The 18,531-nt window shown below is 35.0% G+C and carries 22 protein-coding genes; 3 read left to right on the top strand and 19 right to left on the bottom strand.

The window, feature by feature from the left end; translation table 11 throughout:
- Position 1: 1 nt before the first annotated feature.
- The 13 genes from PHY73_02380 to PHY73_02320 form a co-directional block, all read right to left on the bottom strand.
- Positions 2–1,942 carry an ABC-F family ATP-binding cassette domain-containing protein gene (locus tag PHY73_02380; protein ID MDD3374553.1) on the bottom strand — a complete coding sequence of 647 codons (1,941 nt, stop codon included), beginning with the start codon at positions 1,940–1,942 and terminating at the stop codon, positions 2–4.
- Positions 1,939–2,673 carry a pseudouridine synthase gene (locus PHY73_02375; GenBank protein ID MDD3374552.1) on the bottom strand — a complete coding sequence of 245 codons (735 nt, stop codon included), beginning with the start codon at positions 2,671–2,673 and terminating at the stop codon, positions 1,939–1,941. Before PHY73_02375 ends, PHY73_02380 begins: the two co-directional genes overlap by 4 nt.
- Positions 2,645–3,451: an RNA methyltransferase gene (locus PHY73_02370; protein ID MDD3374551.1), complete on the bottom strand. Its 807-nt coding sequence runs from the start codon at positions 3,449–3,451 to the stop codon at positions 2,645–2,647. Before PHY73_02370 ends, PHY73_02375 begins: the two co-directional genes overlap by 29 nt.
- A complete protein-coding gene (locus tag PHY73_02365) occupies positions 3,435–4,637 on the bottom strand; it encodes a glycoside hydrolase family 5 protein (GenBank protein MDD3374550.1) in 1,203 nt (400 codons plus the stop codon). The genes PHY73_02370 and PHY73_02365 overlap by 17 nt, the downstream gene beginning before the upstream one ends.
- A complete protein-coding gene (locus tag PHY73_02360) occupies positions 4,634–5,437 on the bottom strand; it encodes an alpha/beta hydrolase (GenBank protein ID MDD3374549.1) in 804 nt (267 codons plus the stop codon). Before PHY73_02360 ends, PHY73_02365 begins: the two co-directional genes overlap by 4 nt.
- 184 nt (positions 5,438–5,621) lie before the next feature.
- A complete protein-coding gene (locus tag PHY73_02355) occupies positions 5,622–6,098 on the bottom strand; it encodes a deaminase (GenBank protein ID MDD3374548.1) in 477 nt (158 codons plus the stop codon).
- A gap of 85 nt (positions 6,099–6,183) precedes the next feature.
- Positions 6,184–7,368 (bottom strand): pyridoxal phosphate-dependent aminotransferase, encoded by a 1,185-nt coding sequence (locus PHY73_02350; GenBank protein ID MDD3374547.1) that lies wholly within the window; start codon positions 7,366–7,368, stop codon positions 6,184–6,186.
- A gap of 5 nt (positions 7,369–7,373) precedes the next feature.
- Positions 7,374–8,072 (bottom strand): hypothetical protein, encoded by a 699-nt coding sequence (locus PHY73_02345; protein ID MDD3374546.1) that lies wholly within the window; start codon positions 8,070–8,072, stop codon positions 7,374–7,376.
- Between the two features lie 274 nt (positions 8,073–8,346).
- Positions 8,347–8,637, bottom strand: a complete 291-nt coding sequence (locus tag PHY73_02340; protein ID MDD3374545.1) for a hypothetical protein — start codon at positions 8,635–8,637, stop codon at positions 8,347–8,349.
- A gap of 80 nt (positions 8,638–8,717) precedes the next feature.
- Positions 8,718–10,829, bottom strand: coding sequence for a hypothetical protein (locus tag PHY73_02335; GenBank protein ID MDD3374544.1), 2,112 nt, complete (start codon positions 10,827–10,829; stop codon positions 8,718–8,720).
- A 28-nt stretch (positions 10,830–10,857) separates the two neighbouring features.
- Positions 10,858–11,274 carry an arsenate reductase ArsC gene (locus tag PHY73_02330; protein MDD3374543.1) on the bottom strand — a complete coding sequence of 139 codons (417 nt, stop codon included), beginning with the start codon at positions 11,272–11,274 and terminating at the stop codon, positions 10,858–10,860.
- A 6-nt stretch (positions 11,275–11,280) separates the two neighbouring features.
- Complete coding sequence (locus PHY73_02325; protein MDD3374542.1) at positions 11,281–12,246, bottom strand: permease; 966 nt, start codon at positions 12,244–12,246, stop codon at positions 11,281–11,283.
- Positions 12,234–12,383, bottom strand: coding sequence for a hypothetical protein (locus PHY73_02320; protein ID MDD3374541.1), 150 nt, complete (start codon positions 12,381–12,383; stop codon positions 12,234–12,236). Before PHY73_02320 ends, PHY73_02325 begins: the two co-directional genes overlap by 13 nt.
- A 154-nt stretch (positions 12,384–12,537) precedes the next feature.
- On the opposite strand from PHY73_02320, the gene PHY73_02315 reads away from it, so the two are divergent.
- A complete protein-coding gene (locus PHY73_02315; protein MDD3374540.1) occupies positions 12,538–13,005 on the top strand; it encodes a peptidoglycan-binding domain-containing protein in 468 nt (155 codons plus the stop codon).
- 65 nt (positions 13,006–13,070) lie between these two features.
- Here the strand turns inward: PHY73_02315 and PHY73_02310 are convergent, their stop codons facing one another.
- The 4 genes from PHY73_02310 to PHY73_02295 all read right to left on the bottom strand — a co-directional run bounded on the left by PHY73_02310 (position 13,071) and on the right by PHY73_02295 (position 15,047).
- Entirely contained in the window at positions 13,071–13,601 is a 531-nt protein-coding gene (locus tag PHY73_02310; GenBank protein ID MDD3374539.1) for a Spy/CpxP family protein refolding chaperone, read from the bottom strand.
- A 56-nt stretch (positions 13,602–13,657) separates the two neighbouring features.
- A complete protein-coding gene (locus PHY73_02305; protein MDD3374538.1) occupies positions 13,658–14,149 on the bottom strand; it encodes a zf-HC2 domain-containing protein in 492 nt (163 codons plus the stop codon).
- Positions 14,136–14,696, bottom strand: a complete 561-nt coding sequence (locus PHY73_02300; protein MDD3374537.1) for an RNA polymerase sigma factor — start codon at positions 14,694–14,696, stop codon at positions 14,136–14,138. The genes PHY73_02305 and PHY73_02300 overlap by 14 nt, the downstream gene beginning before the upstream one ends.
- Positions 14,697–14,882: 186 nt before the next feature.
- Complete coding sequence (locus PHY73_02295; GenBank protein MDD3374536.1) at positions 14,883–15,047, bottom strand: hypothetical protein; 165 nt, start codon at positions 15,045–15,047, stop codon at positions 14,883–14,885.
- Positions 15,048–15,282: 235 nt separating this feature from the next.
- On the opposite strand from PHY73_02295, the gene PHY73_02290 reads away from it, so the two are divergent.
- Positions 15,283–15,684 (top strand): secondary thiamine-phosphate synthase enzyme YjbQ, encoded by a 402-nt coding sequence (locus PHY73_02290; GenBank protein MDD3374535.1) that lies wholly within the window; start codon positions 15,283–15,285, stop codon positions 15,682–15,684.
- A gap of 2 nt (positions 15,685–15,686) precedes the next feature.
- Positions 15,687–17,072 carry a PP2C family protein-serine/threonine phosphatase gene (locus PHY73_02285; GenBank protein MDD3374534.1) on the top strand — a complete coding sequence of 462 codons (1,386 nt, stop codon included), beginning with the start codon at positions 15,687–15,689 and terminating at the stop codon, positions 17,070–17,072.
- A 3-nt stretch (positions 17,073–17,075) separates the two neighbouring features.
- Here the strand turns inward: PHY73_02285 and PHY73_02280 are convergent, their stop codons facing one another.
- Both PHY73_02280 and PHY73_02275 read right to left on the bottom strand, forming a co-directional pair.
- Complete coding sequence (locus PHY73_02280) at positions 17,076–17,327, bottom strand: GIY-YIG nuclease family protein (protein MDD3374533.1); 252 nt, start codon at positions 17,325–17,327, stop codon at positions 17,076–17,078.
- A gap of 48 nt (positions 17,328–17,375) precedes the next feature.
- Positions 17,376–18,515 carry a phosphotransferase gene (locus tag PHY73_02275; protein ID MDD3374532.1) on the bottom strand — a complete coding sequence of 380 codons (1,140 nt, stop codon included), beginning with the start codon at positions 18,513–18,515 and terminating at the stop codon, positions 17,376–17,378.
- Positions 18,516–18,531: the final 16 nt, after the last annotated feature.

Here is an 18,531-nt window from a genome sequence, read left to right as displayed (position 1 = left end):
ATTAACTATTTATTTCACGATTTTCTTTAATTAAACGCTCAATAAGCGATTCAATCTCTCGAATACGCTGATGAATAAACTTTAAACGCTTTCCATAACTTTTAAGCGTTTCGCCATCTCTTTGGCTGTGGGGATCAGAAAGAACGCGCGCCTTAACATAGCTTTCTGTTTCCAGCTCTTGTTTTTCTTTTTCTAATTCTTTAATTTCTTTCTTATTATTAGCAATCTTATTTAAAGCTTCCTTATGTTTTTTGTGAAGCTGTTCAACAACAGAACTAGATTTTTCTTGTTCCTTATTCTGCTTCGTTTCTTTTTTCTTCTCGTGCTTTATTTTCTTTTTATCTTGTGCCAATTTCTCATCGATCAGACCTCGTTTTTCAAGATAATAATCGAGCCTACCATGAAATTGCTTTAATTGACCATAATTAACTTCTACAATATGGTCTGCAATTTGTTTAACAAAAAATAAATCATGACTAATAAAGCAAAGCGTACCTTCATATGCCCTAAAAGCTTTTGTCAACGCTTCAACCCCATCAATATCTAAATGCGTTGTTGGCTCATCTAATAAAATAAAGTTTGGCGGATCGATCAAAAGCTTCGCTAAAATAACACGGCTTTTTTCCCCTCCAGATAAAATTCGTATTGTTTTAAAAACATCATCCCCATGAAAATTAAAAAGTCCTAAAAGACTGCGCACTTCTTGCGCTCGAACTCTTCCCTGCGAAGTTACAGACACCTCTTCTAAAACTGTTCGGTTCGGATTCAAAACATCCAAACGAGTTTGAGAAAAATATCCAATATCCACATTTTGACCTACACGACGATTGCCCTGATCAATATCAAGAACACCTGCTAACATTTTTAAAAGAGTAGACTTTCCGGCTCCATTTTCTCCAACCAAACAAACCTTTTGTCCTCGAATAATTTCAAAATCTAAGCCTTGATAAACATTTGTCTCGCCATATGATTTTGAAACATTTTCCAATGTAATCACATTGTAAGCACTTCGCTTTGTATCAGAAAATTCAAAACCTTTAATACTTTTCCGCCTACCTTCAATTTCAACTGTTTCCATACGCTCAATCATTTTTCGCTTGTTACGCACAGCAGATGCGCGGTTTGGCTGTGCATGAAAACGATCACAAAAACGTTCTAGCTGTTGTTTCTTTTTTTCTATGATACGCTGCTTTTTCTCAAGGGTGGCTTCTTCTTGAACTTTCGACTCTTCGTAATCCGAATAATTTCCCTTAACCTTTACAATGCGTGCATTTTCTAAAACAATATTATAATTTGTTACATCATCTAGAAATATTTTATCATGCGAAATAATAACAAACGTTCCCTGATAATGACTTAAAAAATCTTTAAGCCAGAGAGTTGCATTTAAATCAAGATAATTCGTAGGCTCATCTAATAAAAGTAAATCATATTGATACGTCAAAAGCTTCGCTAAAAGTGTCCGCATCTGCCAACCGCCACTCAGATGACACACTGGCTTGTTAAAATCTCTTTCATGAAATCCAAGTCCAGAAAGAATTTTTTCTGCCCGATGTTCAAGATCATAAACACCTAACTGCTCTAGCTCATCTAAAACATCACCATAACGCATGCTATCGGCTCTATTTTCATCCTCAAGTTTTCTTTTTTCCTTTTTCAGCACAATCATTCGGTCATCACCAGATGTTAGTTCTTCGATAACAGTCCGGTCTGAACGAAAAGAAGTTTCTTGAGGTAAATATCCAATATTTAAATTCTTTTGTATCTGGACTTCTCCGCCAGTCGCTTCCATTTCCCCACGAATAATAGAAAATAATGTTGTTTTTCCAGCGCCGTTAGGGCCTGTCAGACCAATTTTTTCATTGGGATAAATACTAATTGAAACATCATTAAACAATGTTCGGTTTGTAAAATTCTTAGAGAGATTTGTAATTGTAATCATAAGGCCTTAAGACTTCTTAACTCTTGCGAAGTTAATTGTCGCCATTTTCCTAATTTTAATGAACCTAACTTTACAGGCCCTTGCTCTTCTCGCTTTAAATATCGAACAAAGTGCTTTATTTGGCCAAACATCAAACGTACTTGCCTCTTTCTTCCTTCATGAATCTTAATCAATAGCGTTGTTTGATTGTCGGATACTCGAATATCAGAAATTTTACATGTCGCTGTTTTCTTTCCATCTAAAACAACGCCTTTCTCTAACACAGCTCGACTTTCTGGCTTAAGCTGCCCAACAATAATTACTTTATAAACCTTATCAATATTAAATTTTGGGTGTGTTAATTTATAAGCAAGATCGCCATCATTAGTAAAAATAAGCAATCCCTCTGTGTCTTTATCTAGGCGTCCGACAGGATTTAACTTTTTAAATTCTTTAGGCAAAAGATCAAAAACAGTTTTCTTTGCAAAAGGATCTTTTGACGTCGTCGTATATCCAGCTGGCTTGTTTAAAAGAATATACTCATATTGCTTTGAAGAAATCAACTTTTTATCAACACATACTTTGTCTTTTTGGGGATCAACAGGTGTCGATGGCTCAAAGACAATACGATCGTTAACCGACACTTTGCCCGATTGAATAAGCTCCATCGCATTACGCCTCGAACAAACACCACAACGCGATAAGAAAACTTGTAAGCGGATATTATTTGTTTCGTTGACGGACGGCTTCATAAAGCACAATCGATGTTGCAACAGAGACATTGAGAGAATCAGCTTGCCCTACCATTGGAATAAAAACAAAATCATCGGCCGCTTGACGCCAAAAATTATCAAGCCCTCTTTGCTCGCTTCCTGCAACAATTGCTATTGGTTTGTTCATGTCTATCTGAGTATACTTCTTTTCTGATTCTAAAAAAGTTGCGCAAATACTTATCTTTTTTTCTTTTAAAAACTGAACAGCTTCTTGACTTGTTGTTCTCACAATTGGGATTGAGAAAATAACTCCCGTACTCGATCGAACAACATTCGGGTTGTAAATATCAGTCACTTGATCGCAAACAATAATCGCCTCAACGCCAGCACCATCACAAGTCCGCAAAATCGCACCTAAGTTTCCTGGCTTCTCAAGTGATTCAAGAACAATAACAAGAGGATTCTTAGACAACTTCAAATCAGAAAATTTATACTGAGGCTGTTTGCACACAACCAGAATACCTTCATTTCGATTTCCAAAACAAATCTTTTCAAAAACTTTATCTTTGACACAAAAAATATTTTCTACCCTCTCCATCAGCTCAACGACAAAACTATCTTCTTTGTTTTGATCAAAAAAACACTGAGAACAATAAACATCCTGGCAAACAATTCCTGCATCAAAAGCTCGTCTTGTTTCACGAAGACCTTCAACAATTGTCAGGCCTGTCTCATCTCGTGTAGCTCTTTGACGAAGTTTAACAACTTCTTTGATGCGAAAATTGCCAAAACTTATAATTTCAGTCACAGGCAGCATGCTTAAGAGTCTCCACAACTTTTATATTAGGATCAAAGTGCTCTGTGTCCCAAGATTGAATTATTTCTTTTTTCGATTTTAACCACAAATCAACATAGGTTTCCCAGCCGATTTTTGGACCTTGCCGATTAACCCAAGGGCTATTTGGATAATAACTAAATATCCCATCTGGAAAATGTGCGTTTTTGATCGCTTTATATGTCCAATAGGTCCAATGAAATTTATGCTTTTTGAAAAGATTAAGAATATATTGTAAATAACCTACTTCCCCGTATTGATCATAACGATAATTAATCCCAAACTCGCCAACAAATATCGGGCAAGATCGCTTTTTTGCAAAATTCGCATAATTTTCAACCATATTTTTAAGCATTGTCTTATTCCATATTTTTTTCAACGGATAAGAAAGCCTTGGCATAAAATTAAAAGAAAAATCAATCGGATGATAAAAATGAATACTTAAAACCAAGTTATCATCTTGAAAATTATCCAAACATTCAATATTCGTCGCCCAAAGATTCCCCTCAACAAAAAGAATATGATTTTTATCAGCGCAACGAATGCGCTTGATAACCTCTTTATAAAAACGATTTAATTTCTGTGCATCGTGAATAACAGCCTCGTTTAAAATATCATATCCAGCAACTGTCGGATTATCTTTATAGCGTCTCGCTAGAAATTCCCAAAGCGCATATGTGCGCTTTTGAAAACTCTCGTTTCGCCACAAATCAGCTTTTCCTAAGCTATCCGAATGCCAATCATGGTTTTGACATCCTGGGGCAGCATGCAAATCAAGGATTATGTAAATATTATATTTCTTTGCCCATTCAATAACTTGATCAATAGCCCGAAGGCCTTCTTTGCTATACTGATAAGGTTTGCTTTCAACTAATTTATAATGAAAAGGTAAACGAATACAATTAAACCCAAGTTGAGCGATATTCTTAATATCTTTTTCCTGAATAAATGTTTTTATAAATTCTTTTTCAAAAGTTCTAAGCGCATTCGATCCGAGTTGCTTTGCAAAATTTCTTTTAAACTTTTGCACCCCTTCATTGGGCGCATGCATAATATAGCCTTCCATCATCAACCATCCGCCTAAATTAACACCTTTTAAAGTAATCGGTTTAGAATCTGGACCTAAAATTTTCATTTTAGATGTTCGTAAAAATCTATGATTTATCAAATAAGCCTCCAATCTTCAAGAAAATCTTTAATGCCATCAATATACGTCTCTGCCGATTTTCGATATCCATCATTATGACTACCGTTTATATCTAGAAACCTTTTAGGTTCTTGCGCAGCATCAAAAAGTTTTTTTCCAAGATTTATCGGAACTATTTCATCATCAAAGCTGTGAATAAATAAAGTTGGAGCATCAATAGTCTCAATTTTGCTTAAAGAATCCATTTTTATTGTTAATAAAAATCCAGGAATATACGGGTAAACCAAATTGGCCATGTCAACAATCCGCGGAAAAGTCGAATCAACAATTAAAGCAGCAAATTTACGATTTTGTGCCAAATCAATGATAACAGCCCCTCCCAAAGACTCTCCGTAACCAATAATTCTTCTAGCCTTAACGTCATCACGACTTAAAAGATAGTCGTAGGCAGCCCTAGCATCTCGATAAAGCCCTTGCTCGCTTGGAGCCCCGCCACTTCGTCCGTATCCACGATAATCAACAATAAAAACATTCAATCCCATGTTATAAAACATTGAAACTTTTTCTAACCGATGGCTTACGTTTCCGGCGTTTCCATGAAAAAACAAAACTGTGGCTGAGGCATCATTATTTTTAAAGAACCATCCATTTAAAATAACTCCATCTTCTGTTGCAAAATAGACGTCCTTACCATCGGAAAGAAAATGATGTGGATGCATCACAAGATCTTTGTCTGGAAAAAAAATACTTTTTCTTTCGATATAGCGAACAAACGAAATAAAAGCAACAACAATAGCCAAAATAATAATAAATAATTTCATATGCTTAATTGTCCTTTTTCTTTCTACTCAGAAAATCTTATCGTCCAGCTAAGAATGTAGACTCGTCATCTACTGTTAAAATTTTATATTCTATATTCTTCTCTTTACGCTAAACAAGGCAACCTTGTCTTTTAAATGGTTGCCTCGTTTCAAAAAAAATCATATCAATCAAGAATCTCTTAAATTATTTCCTCGCCGAAGAATAGCTGTCTAAATCATACTCAATTTGATTCGATGGCTTAGCAATCTTATCAATCGCGATATTGGCTTTTCTAAAGAACTGAACTGCCAATGTATCATGAAAATCTGAAAAAACAACAACCCTTTTGATGCCAGAAGCAATCAATGCTTTCGCACAAGTCGTGCACGGCATATTTGTCACATATGCAGTTGAACCATCAACAACATGACCCTTCTTGGCCGCTTGCATAAGAGCATTCATCTCCGCATGATTTGTGCGAATACAATGATTCTCAACAACCCAACAGCCCACATCCTCACAATGGTCATCCCCTGGAATCGATCCATTATAGCCAGTAGCAATAACGTTTTTATCCCTCACAAGAACACACCCACAATGCATCCGCGGACAAGTAGCCCTTTCAGAGGCTAACATAGCTAATTTCAGAAAATATTCATCCCAAGATGGTCTTTGCCCCATTTCTCCCCCTATTAATATTTATAAGAATATATAATAATATTAACATATTATCAAATACAAAAAAGTTTGCAAGCCTATTCCTTGATCATGGTTTTACAGTCAAATCAAGGTACGATGCAATTCTCTGAAGTCCCTGCTCAAATATCTCAGGATTAGTTAAAAGACTAACGACTAAATAAGGCTCATCTTCAAAATCAAAAAAATACCCTGGATGAACAAAAACCTGTTTTTCCTTTAAAAGATTATAAACAAAGCTCTCTTCCTGAACATTAGTCAAAACTTTAATAACAGCATACCATCCCCCATCAGCTTTCAGTATTTGGCATAAATGATTTTTATCCAAGAAAATATCGTTTAAAATACCTTTATTATGTGCCAACCGATCTTTAATTTTCCCTTGTATGTCTGCCTTTAAATTAAACCATTTCGCTAGCGCATTTTGAGAAGGAGTTGAAACCGAAAGATACGTGTCTGCAATCACTTCCAAACGATTCAACGCCTCTTTTACCATATCCTCAGGTCCTGACGTTAAAATCCAAGATAGCTTCATCTGCGGCAAGCCTAGCGCCTTTGATAGTCCTCCTAAAACAAAAGTCAGAACTTCTTTGTTTGAAGATAAACTATGCAAAGCACCTTTGTCCTCTTTAAATCCATAGTCTAAAAAAACTTCATCACAAATAATAGAGATATTATTTTCTTTGCAAATTTGATTAATCTTTTTTAGCTCAGCAGGTTTTACAAAAGACCCAGTCGGATTGTTAGGATTAACCAATACAATAGCTTTTGTAGTCCCCTTAATCAGCCCCTCCAGTGCATCGCAGTCTATTTTCCACTCCTCGTCATAAACAAAAGGATAAAAATCAACTTCAACATCATTTAAATTAGCTAAAAATTCAAACAAAGGATAACTTGGTCTCGGTAGCAAAATATGCTCATCTGGATTTAACAACAAACGAAATAAAAAAGAATACGCCTCGCTTGTGCTTGATGTCAAGATGACCTGATCAGGATCAATAAGAAATTCAGATTGCCGAGAATTAGACGCAACAGTCTTGCGCGCAGCTAAAGAGCCAAATGATGCTGGATCATAAAAAATATTCTTATTATCACAAAGTGCCTGCAAAATCTGATCTTGAGGATAATCGATAGCACATTTTGTAGGATTGGATATTGTTAGATCAAAAATTGCATGATTTTTATTCTTTAAATCTTCAAACAAGAGGGTAAGAGGATTTTTTTCTAAGGACCACTCGGTTCTTTTGGAAAACATAAGGATTATCGATGCCGATCTTCTTGAAGCTTTTTAATTTCTTTTTCTTTTTCTTTAAGAATTTTTTCCAATTTTACAAATTCAGCTTTTGCGATCCACTGCTTTTCTTCAATCGCTTTTTCTTTAAGCAATTGTTTATTAACCGCTTTAAACTCCGCGGTCTCTTCCTTTTGCGACTTAAGCTGAAACTCTAGCTCCATAACCTTTAAAAGCAATTCTTTTCTTTCTTTGTTAGCCTCTTCTATATCTTTTTTAAGCTCTCTAGTTTCACGCTCGCTTCCAAGCCTTAGAGAATACTCTTTTTCTCGCTCCGTTTGAGCGCGATCCATTTCCATTTTTAGCTTACGCATATCGTTAGTGCGCTGACCCAAAGAAGCTTCTTGCTCGATAAACCATTTCTTTTCTCTTTTTAGTTTTTCTTCAAGCTTCGCTGTAGCCTGCTTTTCTTCTTTAAGTTGATCAAAAGATTTCTTTTGCTCAATCTTAAGAAAATTAATTTCTTGGTTTAGTTTCTCAATATGTTTTTTTAGTTTAAAAGCCGTATCTTGCCACTCTTTTTCTTCTGGCGAAATTTGTTTCTCAAGAGCCTTTTTCTTTTTCTTCTTCTTTCTTTTTTCCTCAGAAGGAAAAAAGAAAACAAGAACTAAAAAAATAACTAAAACAAAAGTGCTAAATAAAATAATTAAATTCTTTGTTGGAATCATATTTAACTCTCTTAAGGATTTAAAAATATCCTTATTATACTTCAAGAATATTGAAATAAAACAGAAAATGTCGCTTCTTTTAACATGAATTCTTAATTTACAAGCTTTGATTTAACTAAAAACCCCGCCAGAGAAATCATCCCCTGGCGGGGCTAGAAAAAAAATACCGAACAACAACTACAAAGAACGAATCCACCTAAATTAAATATAGCATAAAAATAAGAAAAAAGAAGGCCTTCAGAAACTAAAGAAAAAACGCTTTCTTCTGTTATGCTTATTGCTGTTGACCCACAGCTCCTTCTTGAGTTAAAGCGCCACCTTGTGTTATCTCTTGTGCAGCTGATTGCAAAAGCGTCATGGCAGCGACAAGTCGTTTAGACAAGATACGAGTGTTTTGATCTCGAACGGCTATTCCATTTTGCAATACACTGATATATGTTTTTTGTGAAATTATATCTGACTTTTGTGCATAAACTAACAGCCCTAGAAAAATAACCAAAATAAGTTGAATTAAAACAATGATCTGCCAAAAACGAAGTTTTTTATTTATTTCTAATTCCTTCATTGCGCCCCCCTTTTTTTTAAATAAATGGTTGAAAAGTTATTCTATTATACTGCATTTAAAGAAAAAATGTAGGTCTTTTGTTAAGCTGTTGCACTTTCATGTGATGAATCCCTTAAGAACAAAACCGGTGTCTTAACAAAATCTGAAACTGTTCGAATTAAGCCTAAATCTGGATTCTGTGCCATTCCAAGAATATTAATATCCGCAACAGGAGCCTGCTCCAAAATAAATGGAAACTGACCAACTAAAACCTGGACATCAACACCTTCTGGAAGACGCATCAGCTCTGCCAAACGCACCAGATAAGCAATAGCGTCATCCTGCTCTTCTTTAGAATCAACAATTTGCAAAAGTCGAATAAATCCATCCCAATTTTTTTGAAGTTGTAATGTTGTTAAAATCGAAAGATCGATATTTGGACTTCCTTTTCGAATCCATAGATTAATGATTCGATCTTCCTGGTACTCAACCTCAACTCCTTCTTTTAAAATAATAACGCCAAGATTTTCAACACAAGCTTGTTGAATAATCTGAAGCGCTTTTTCATCTGATGATGAATCACTAGACAATAGATAAAGAAATGTATTAGGAGGAAAATGCGTATTTTTAATTGTCTGTAAAACCGTCACTGACCCCAAAACAACGTCAGTCGCTTGCGCGACAAGAGCTTCGACCAACATCCCATCTTCTCGGAAAGGCTCTAGGACTTCGAAGATTTTCTGACGATCTTTTTCTTTATTTTCTTTATCTGAGATTTGAAACGCTGTAAGCCTCCCGCTCGGATAAATAATTGAATGAATCAATGGAACTGAAGAAAAAAATCTTCCAATATCCTCAACAGGAACAATAACATTCGGTTTCCAAATTTTAGGATAATACGGCAATCGAGCTGCAGCCCTGGCCATTTTTTCTGCTAAAAAAATAAGAAGCCCGCTTCGAACATCGGGAGAATATCTTTTTGTTTCTTTTTTTATCAGCCACAAATACAAAATCAAAATAATGCCAATAGAGATCACGCTAAACAAAGAGTCGATCAAAAACATAACAATCACACAACCCAAAGCACCGCTAAAAGAAATAAGTTTTGATACTCTAAAAGAAGGACGAAAGCTTGCAATGCCAATACTTTGTTCAATCAAAACTGAAAGATTAATCAAGCCATATGTAATCAGGAAAAACATAGTTAATAGGCTTGCAACCTGATTAAGGGTTCCAGCTAAAATTGTAATCAAAGCAATAAAAGAGGTCAAAAGAATTGCTGTGGTTGGCTCCCCTTGCTGATTACGATAAATAAATGGCTTTAAAGCAGGAATTCCCATTTTTTGACTTAACGCAAACAATGTCCTTGGCGCTGTTACACACATATTCAAAGCAGACGAAAGAGTTGCTCCCATGATTCCCGCAAGAATAGGGATTCGCCAGCGACCCAAGTCAACAATCAATGCTGTATTATTTATGAGTGAATCAGCGGAAGCATGACTCCAAAACCAAAAAGCCAAACATAAATAGACAACAATACTTACAAAAATTGCCCAAAGGGTTCCCGCAGGAATACTTTTCTTTGGATCCTCTAATTCTCCAGACATAGAAAGCCCTGCCATAAATCCTGCAACCGCTGGAAAAAAAACAGCAAATGTTTTAAAGAAATCACCGGAGAATCTTGGAAAATGCAAAGGCTGTGAAACGCCGGCAGTCGTCGCACTTAAAAATATAGAAAAAAGCGATATAGCGATAATAACTAAAACACCATATTGCAACCGAAAAGCCAATCGTGCACTAAAGTAGGAAACCAACAAAACACAAAACCAAACAATTAATGACACCATCAAGAAATCATGCTGTGGAAATGCGTAAATCCAAGATTCAGTAAAACCAACAACATAAAAAGCAACAGAAAGTGCTTGTGCGAAATAAAGCGGCAATCCAATCGCACCTCCTGCTTCGACGCCTAAAGATTTTGTAATGATGGAATATGCGCCGCCGTGACCAATGCGAATATTTGTAACAATCGAAGAAACAGACAACCCCGTTGAAAGACTGATGATATTGCTTAACAAAATAATCAAAATAGCACCAAACAATCCAACTTGCCCAACAACCCAACCAAGCCTCAAGTACATAATAACGCCAAAAATACTTAAAAGACTTGGAATAAAAACGCCTTCAAAAGTTGAAAATCGTTTTACAGACATCCCGCAAGCTCCTTTAGAATTAATGCTCTTAATTAATCCACTGTTTAATTTTATCTTTGATCTGATCTCGAATTATGCTAATTTTTTGCATTTTTTCTTGATTCGTTCCTTGAAGCTTCGATGGATCTTCAAACCCCCAATGAAGCCTTTTCGCATCTCCCGGAAAAACAGGACATCGTTCAGCAGAAGCTTCATCACAAACCGTAACGACATAATCATACTTCTTCCCGCTCTCAATAAGACTAGAGACAGATTGTGTTTTTTTATGCGAAATATCGATCTTCTGCTCTTTCAAGACTTCAACTACCAAAGGATTGATAACGCCTGGCTCAAGTCCAGCGCTCTCAACTTCAAAACGATTAGATGCAAGTTTTCTTAAAATTTCTTCTGCCATCTGACTTCTCGCAGAATTATGAATACAAACAAATAAAACTTTTTTCTTCATATAATTTTAAAATTGAACTAGAAGTGTTTGCAAAAAATTAAATAAATATCCTGTAAAAATAATACCAAATGTCGTAATTCCAAAGAAAATAACAATAAGCTGCAGCTTCATTGCTCGTCTTAAAATAATAGCCTCCGGAAGACTCAAAGCACTTGTTGCCATCATAAAAGCAAGTGCGGTTCCTAAGGGCACACCTTTTTTAAAAAGAGCTACAGCAATCGGCACAATCGCCGCGCAACTTCCGTACATTGGAACGCCTAAAATTGTTGCAATAGGAACAGAAAAAATACCTGTTCGGCTAAGTACTGAATCAATAGCCTCTTTAGGAACATAATTATGAATCAATGCTCCAACGCCAACACCAACAATAATCCAAAACCATAGTCGCCTTAAAATACTCACCGCCTCACTAACACCAAACAAAATTCTCTGTTTTATTCCGCGATATTCAACAATGTTCAATGCTTGTGCTGTATCTGCAATTAAATCTTTCACTAAATATTTCTCAAGCTTAAGTTTTCCAAGAATTGCCCCAACAAAAACTCCGATAAACATTCCGCTAAAGACGTAAATACTTGTAATCTTCCATCCAAAAAATCCAAGCATCAAAACAACCAAATATTCATTGATCAGCGGCGATGTAATCAAGAAAGAAAACATAACCCCTAAAGGAACGCCTAACTTAACAAAACTTAAAAAAATCGGGATTGATGAACAAGAACAAAAAGGCGTTAATGCACCAAAAAGAGATGCAAAGAAATTGGCAAAGATCTTTTTTTCAACAAGCCAAGCTTTAATTCGATGCTGATCAATAAAACTGCGTAAAAATCCAAAAAAAGCAATCATAAAAAACAACAAAAGCATAATTTTAACTGTATCGTAAATAAAAAAATGTAAAGCACCTGCCCAGCGAGATGCTGGGTCAAGCTTCAGCAAAGAATAAACAAGCCAATCAACAACTACCCGCAGCATGATCCGCTTCCGTCCTTTTTATCTGAACAACAAGATCTTTTCTGGCTTTCCTTCTCCATCTTCTTATCCATTTTCTCTATAAAATTTTTAAACCATTTAACAATAGAATTTTCCTTCTTTTGATCACAGCAACCCATAATGCGCTCCTTTCGATTATTAATATTTATTGATAGTAGAATCAAATTTAAGCACTGTCAATATCTTTCTAGTATACAAAATGTTTCTTGAAATAAAATTCTTTATGCACTACAATCAGCTTACCTATTAACTTTTATTCACAAGGAGACTCTCATGAAAAAAATACTTCTTCTGCTTATGGCTTCAGGACTTATCTTTGCTGGCTGTCAGACAACACAAAAATATCAGCCTCAAACCGATGAACTCACTAATCGTGTTCATCTTTTAGAAAATAATATTAATAAAAAAGATCAAGAAATTTCTCGTCTTTACGATAAAATTAATGGTCTCACAAAGCAAATCGAAGAAAAAAACAATCAGCTAACTAAACTGACTGAACCAAAAAAACTTTCACCAGAAGTTCTTGAATCTAAAGATGGGCTTGGTATCATTCGCGTTAACGCAACTCCTGCAGAGATTCAAATCGCTTTAAAAAACGCCGGATACTATGAAGGCAATGTTGATGGAAAAATTGGACCAAACACAATCAATGCAATTTCAAATTTTCAAAAGGACAATGGACTTACGCCTGATAGTGTTGTCGGCTCAAAAACATGGGAAACACTAAAAACTTTTAAATAAAAAAGATAGACAAAAAAGGGCTCTGCTTATTTAAGCAGAGCCCTTTTTCTTTCTTTCATTTATTATTAAAAATCATCATCAAATCGAGACGATGGCATCCTCTCTTCTTCAGCGTCACCTTTTTTCCAACTTTTTTCTTTACGAAAACGCTCTTTTTTATTCATTTTTCCTTTAAACTCCTCAAATTGCTCAGGTGTCAAGATTGATTTTACTTCTGAAATGCCATTAATCCTTTCGTCAACCATCTGCGCTTGCACGTTTTTTAGTTCAGCTGACAAAACCTCAACAGACGCCTGATCTGTATCTGCTTTTTCTAACTCTTGCTTTAACGCTTCACGTTTTTCTTTCATTTGTTTCATAAGACTTTCCATCTTTATCTGATGTCCCTCACGATGACTTCTTAGCTGCAATGATTGATCCTCCGTAATTCCTAGATTCTTCTCCATCTTCTGAATCTGTTCCTCGCTTGGACCCCGGACTTCTGTACGAGGACCATTTTTTTTCATTCCATTGTGACCCCTTGCCTGTGCAATATTTGTCCAAGCAAAAAACATTACTACCACAACTCCAGCTATAATCTTTTTTCTGTTAATCATAACCATTTCCCCCTTTCAATAATCTTAGACAACCTTAAATCTAAAAAAGTTCCTTTTTATAAAAAATATTCTTCAATACTTGTTCCCAAGCTTCCAGAATCAGAATCAGAGCTGATTTCTTGATCTAAAGATACAAGATAAATAATATTTTCTTTTTCTTGGCTTTCAAGAGCTACGTTCTGATTTGAGTTTTTAATAAATAAAACTAACGAAACAATTATTAAAATACTCGCTAAAACAACTGCAAATCGAGATAAAATAAAGATATTTCTAATATTCTTAAAGAAATAAATATTGTTGAAAAACATCTTTTCTTTAGGGTCTTGTTCAATCTTTTCTTTTATTTTATGCCACAATTCTGCCGGAGGAGAAAATCGCTCGACTTCAGAGAAGGAATCAAAAACAGCTTTTTTAGTGCTTGAAGCAAATTCTCTGCAATTCTGGCAATCCAGCAGATGATTCTCAATAGTTTTACGCATTAAATCACTCGTCTCGTTATCAACATAATCAGTTAACAATAATTTTCGAATATTTTTACAATTCATCATAATCACCTCGCTTTTTATAATACTCGCTCATTTTTTCTCTAGCTCTTTTTAAGCGTGTACGAACGGTGTTGATCTTAATCTTTAAAGATTCCGCAATTTCGTGATAACTCAAACCCTCAATACTTCTTAAAATAACACAAGCCTTTTGATCAGGATTAAGGACTTCTAAAAGTTCCTGAGCTAAACCGCTAGAATCTTTTTCCATCTGCTCTTGATGATTTTTATAACTTTCACTATCAATTTGATAATCATTCAAAACAACAGAGGTTTTTCTTTCCTTAGAATTTTTTTTAGCCCGATTAAGTGCTGCATTAATTGTAATGCGATAAATCCATGTTTTAAAAGATGAGCGAAATTCAAATTTCCCTAAATTTTTATAAACGCTAACAAAAACATCCTGGGTAATTTCTTCAGCATCCTGATGACGATGCAAAACACGAAAAGCAACGGTATAAACAAATCCGCTAGAGACTTTATAAAGAGATTCAAACGCCTCTAAATCACCAGCGGCTGATCGTTCCAAAATATCTTGTGCAATCTCTTGCATAAACTTCCTTTCTACTTACTTAGACAAACGAACAAAGCAAAAAGTTCCATAATTAGAAATTATTCTAAGTCTTTATTTTTCAAATACTTTGAGGTGGAGTAAAAAATACAATATTCCGATTGAGATAGGATAAAATTCCCACTTAATTACTCATTTTGGACATTTTATGGAGCATTCTGAAAGAATCTATTTCTTCTTCAGCTTTCTTTCTGTTCTTAGCAAGGCCTTTTCCATCCGGCCTAAAGCTTGATTCTGGGTCGCTCCTTCTGTCAAATGATCACAACAAAGCGCTGCGTATCCTCTGCGATTTTTCATTTTGAACACCTTAACTGTTTTTTTACCAATTTTCATTATCAGCTCCTTTTTAAGTGCACACTTTTACCATAGAGTCTTTAAAGAATTTCTTTGTTTATTTTACTTCACTCATTCACGCGAAACAAGGCAAAAACGATAAATCATATTCTTAAAACTCGCTTGCTGTCTAAGTTCTCGAAATCAACGACTTTAATAAAGTTAAGAATAATTTCTCATATCATATTAAAAGAAAATATGTTGAGAAACAAAAAATGCATTATATAATTAATCTATGCACATGATTAAAATCTCGACACAACATCGCAACCAAATTATTGATATCACACCTCAAATTCAGCAATACCTCTCACAAGAGAAATTTCACTCAGGATTATTAACTGTTTTTTCTCCACACACAACTGCTGGAATTACGGTTAACGAAAATGCTGATCCAGATGTCAAGCGCGACATGTTATCTTTTTTACAAAAAACCATTCCTCAAGATAATAATTTTAAGCATATAGAAGGAAATTCAGACGCACACATAAAAGGAAGCTTGATTAATTTTTCTCAGAACTTCATTATTGAAAATGGGGAAATCCAGCTTGGTACATGGCAAGGCATTTTCTTTGTAGAATTTGATGGTCCTCGTTCAAGAGAAGTCTGGATAAAACTTTTAGCTGATAAAGAATAAGAATGTTTAAAAAGAAAAGAATAATTCCTATCCAATATCAAAGCGAGTTTGAACAACAAAATGTTTTTCTGTTCCGTGAAAGAATTCGTCTCATTTTCTTTCTTACAGTAGGATTTTATCTTACTGGATATGTTATTCATGATATTTTGTATCTTATTTACCAATACGATTTTACATTTTATTCAATAGAATACACTGCCTTCCTGGCGCTAACATTCACTATACTTCTTCTTTCAATCGCGTCTAAAAAAACAGCCAATCTTTCACTTATTAAATTCTATGGTTACCTTACTGTCTTTGCTATTATTAGCTTTATGTCCTATCTCGATGTTTTGTATCCAACAACCATCGATGACGTTGTCTTGGCCCACTTATTTTCTTTGTTTGTTGGCTGCTTTATCTTGCCTTGGACAGCAATTGAAATTATCCCCATTATCATAATCTATTTCGCCTTATACCTCTTGGTAAGCTTCTATATCTTTGCACATTACGCTTATCTCCAAACATCCGCCGAAATAAATGAATCCTGGGCCATGGGGATTATTTTTCTGTCACTATCCGCACTCCTTTGTTTTGTCGTGCGGAAGAAAGAAACCACGCGCGATGTTGAGAACTTTCTTCTCTTAAAAGAAGTTGAATTAAAAAATCAACAAATGCAAACAGAGCTTGAACTTGCCACGCGTATTCACAAAACCCTGATTCCAAAATCAATAAGCACAAACCTTGCTGATATTTCTGTTAGCTATCTTCCTATGTCCTATATTGGCGGAGACTACGCTAAGTTTCATTTTATTGATGATGATAAGCTTTTGTTCTTCATTAGCGATGTCACCGGTCACGGCGTTTCAGCCGCACTTTTAGTCAATCGCATTCATTCTGAGTTCGAAACCATTATTAAAGAAACACAAGATCCCAATATCCTGCTTGAACGTCTTAACACTTTTATTAAAACCGATTTTAAAGAAATACACATGTTTCTAAGTGCATTTTGTTGCCTCCTTGATTTTAGCAAAATGGAATTAACCTTTGCTAACCATGGACACCCTAGTCAATATCTTTATCGCTCGCGTGACTCTAAAGTTGAAAAGCTTGGATCCCTTAATATGCTTCTAGGTATCCCGACAGAAAAAGAAAATACTGAGCCTGGACTTGAAAAGAAAATATCATTTTTAAATAAAGATAAACTTATCTTATTTACAGATGGAGTTACAGAAATAAAGAATCAGAAAATGGAGGAATTCGGCACAGAACGATTTGAAAATTTTATCCAAAACCATTTTGCCCTTTCAGCAGGAATTTTTAATCAAAAACTTATTGAAAAGCTTAATTTCTTTAAAGACAAAGAATTTCAAGATGATATTTTTGTCCTTACAATCGACATCAAATAAACGCTAAGTTGTCTTGCCATAAACAAGCTCTACCTTTTTTTCTTTAGTCAGCTTCTTAATTTCTCTTTCACGCTTAAGCGCTTCGGCTCTCGTTTCACCACAAGCTTCGGTATATAAAAGTTTCTTAAAACCAAAAATGCGCGTAAACCGTGCACCTTTGCCTTCTGCATGCATCTTCATCCGGCGATCAACATCATTAGTACTGCCTGTATAAAATCTTTTATCTTTTGTCTCCAAGATATAAACGTACCACATCGCGATTGCTTTCTGCCTAGTTCTCTTATTCTAAATAAAAGAATTCTTTTATATCCCCCACACTTTTTCAAGATCTTCTTTGTGCTCAATTAAAAAATTCATGTATGCCAATTCAAGTTCTATCATCTGATGATCTTTTCTTCTCAGCCACTCTGAAAGCCAGGCAAAACGAAGCGCCACTATAAATTCAACCAAATATTGAAAACTTATATCAGAAAAAATCTTTGAATCGCGTATTTTCTTGATAAAAGGAATAATTAGCCCTTCATACAAGCTAGAAGGATGCTCCACGCCAACACACCCGATTAAATTACAAACATCATAAATCTCAGGCTTATTTCCTAAAAATTCCCAATCAATAACATACTCAATTTTATTGTCACCCCAAACAATATTCATCGGGTGATAGTCTCCGTGACAAAAGCAAACAGGAAGCTCGTCATGAACAGCCATAAATTCTTTTTCAAGAAAGCAAACAACAGCATCAACTTCTCTTTTAATATCTTTTTGGTGAGCTTTAATTTCCCTCAATAACCGATAAACATATTTCTTGATAGAAAATTGTTTTTCATCCTTCAAAAGCATTCCATCTTGTGTTTTTTTCTTAAGCTCAATTAAAAAATCAGCCAAAAGATCTCCGCGCCAATAATCATACATATATTCTCGACGATCAAGTGAAGCGCCCTTAATAAACGGGGTCATCTGCCATAACTTGTTTTGATGCGAAATAATACAATCATTATTTTTATTCTTCAAAAAGGGCTGAATGTATCGAAGGTTCTTATTAAATAAAAAATCGAGTGTTTGAACAATTTTTTGTTTTGTTTTAAGTGTTTTGGGAGCAATCTCCTCTAAAAGATATCGATCTTTTTTATCGTCTTCGATCACAACACGAAAAACACTTCGCTCAGGACTACCTTGAATCATAATGTCATAATGCAAGCGGCTAAGCACAAGATCCCAAGATGAGACAATTTGAGACAAAACCTCTTTACTAAAATGTTTCGATGCCGCCTCAACAACAATATGTGCATTATGCTTCTTTTTTAAAGTATGCGAGACAAATACAATGCCTTTAGCGCACTCGTTACCAGAAACAGCCACCAAGTGATCTGCTTTCCAATCAAGATTCAAATTGCATCCATTAGGACATTCAAGGCAAATAAGGTGAGTTTTAAGATTATTCACTTATCGAAATATTATT

This window comes from Candidatus Omnitrophota bacterium (assembly GCA_028693815.1).
In the GTDB taxonomy this organism is placed as follows: domain Bacteria; phylum Omnitrophota; class Gorgyraeia; order Zapsychrales; family Aceulaceae; genus Aceula.
Note: the sequence above shows the minus strand (reverse complement) of the source record. Positions and strands in the feature narration are given on the sequence as shown.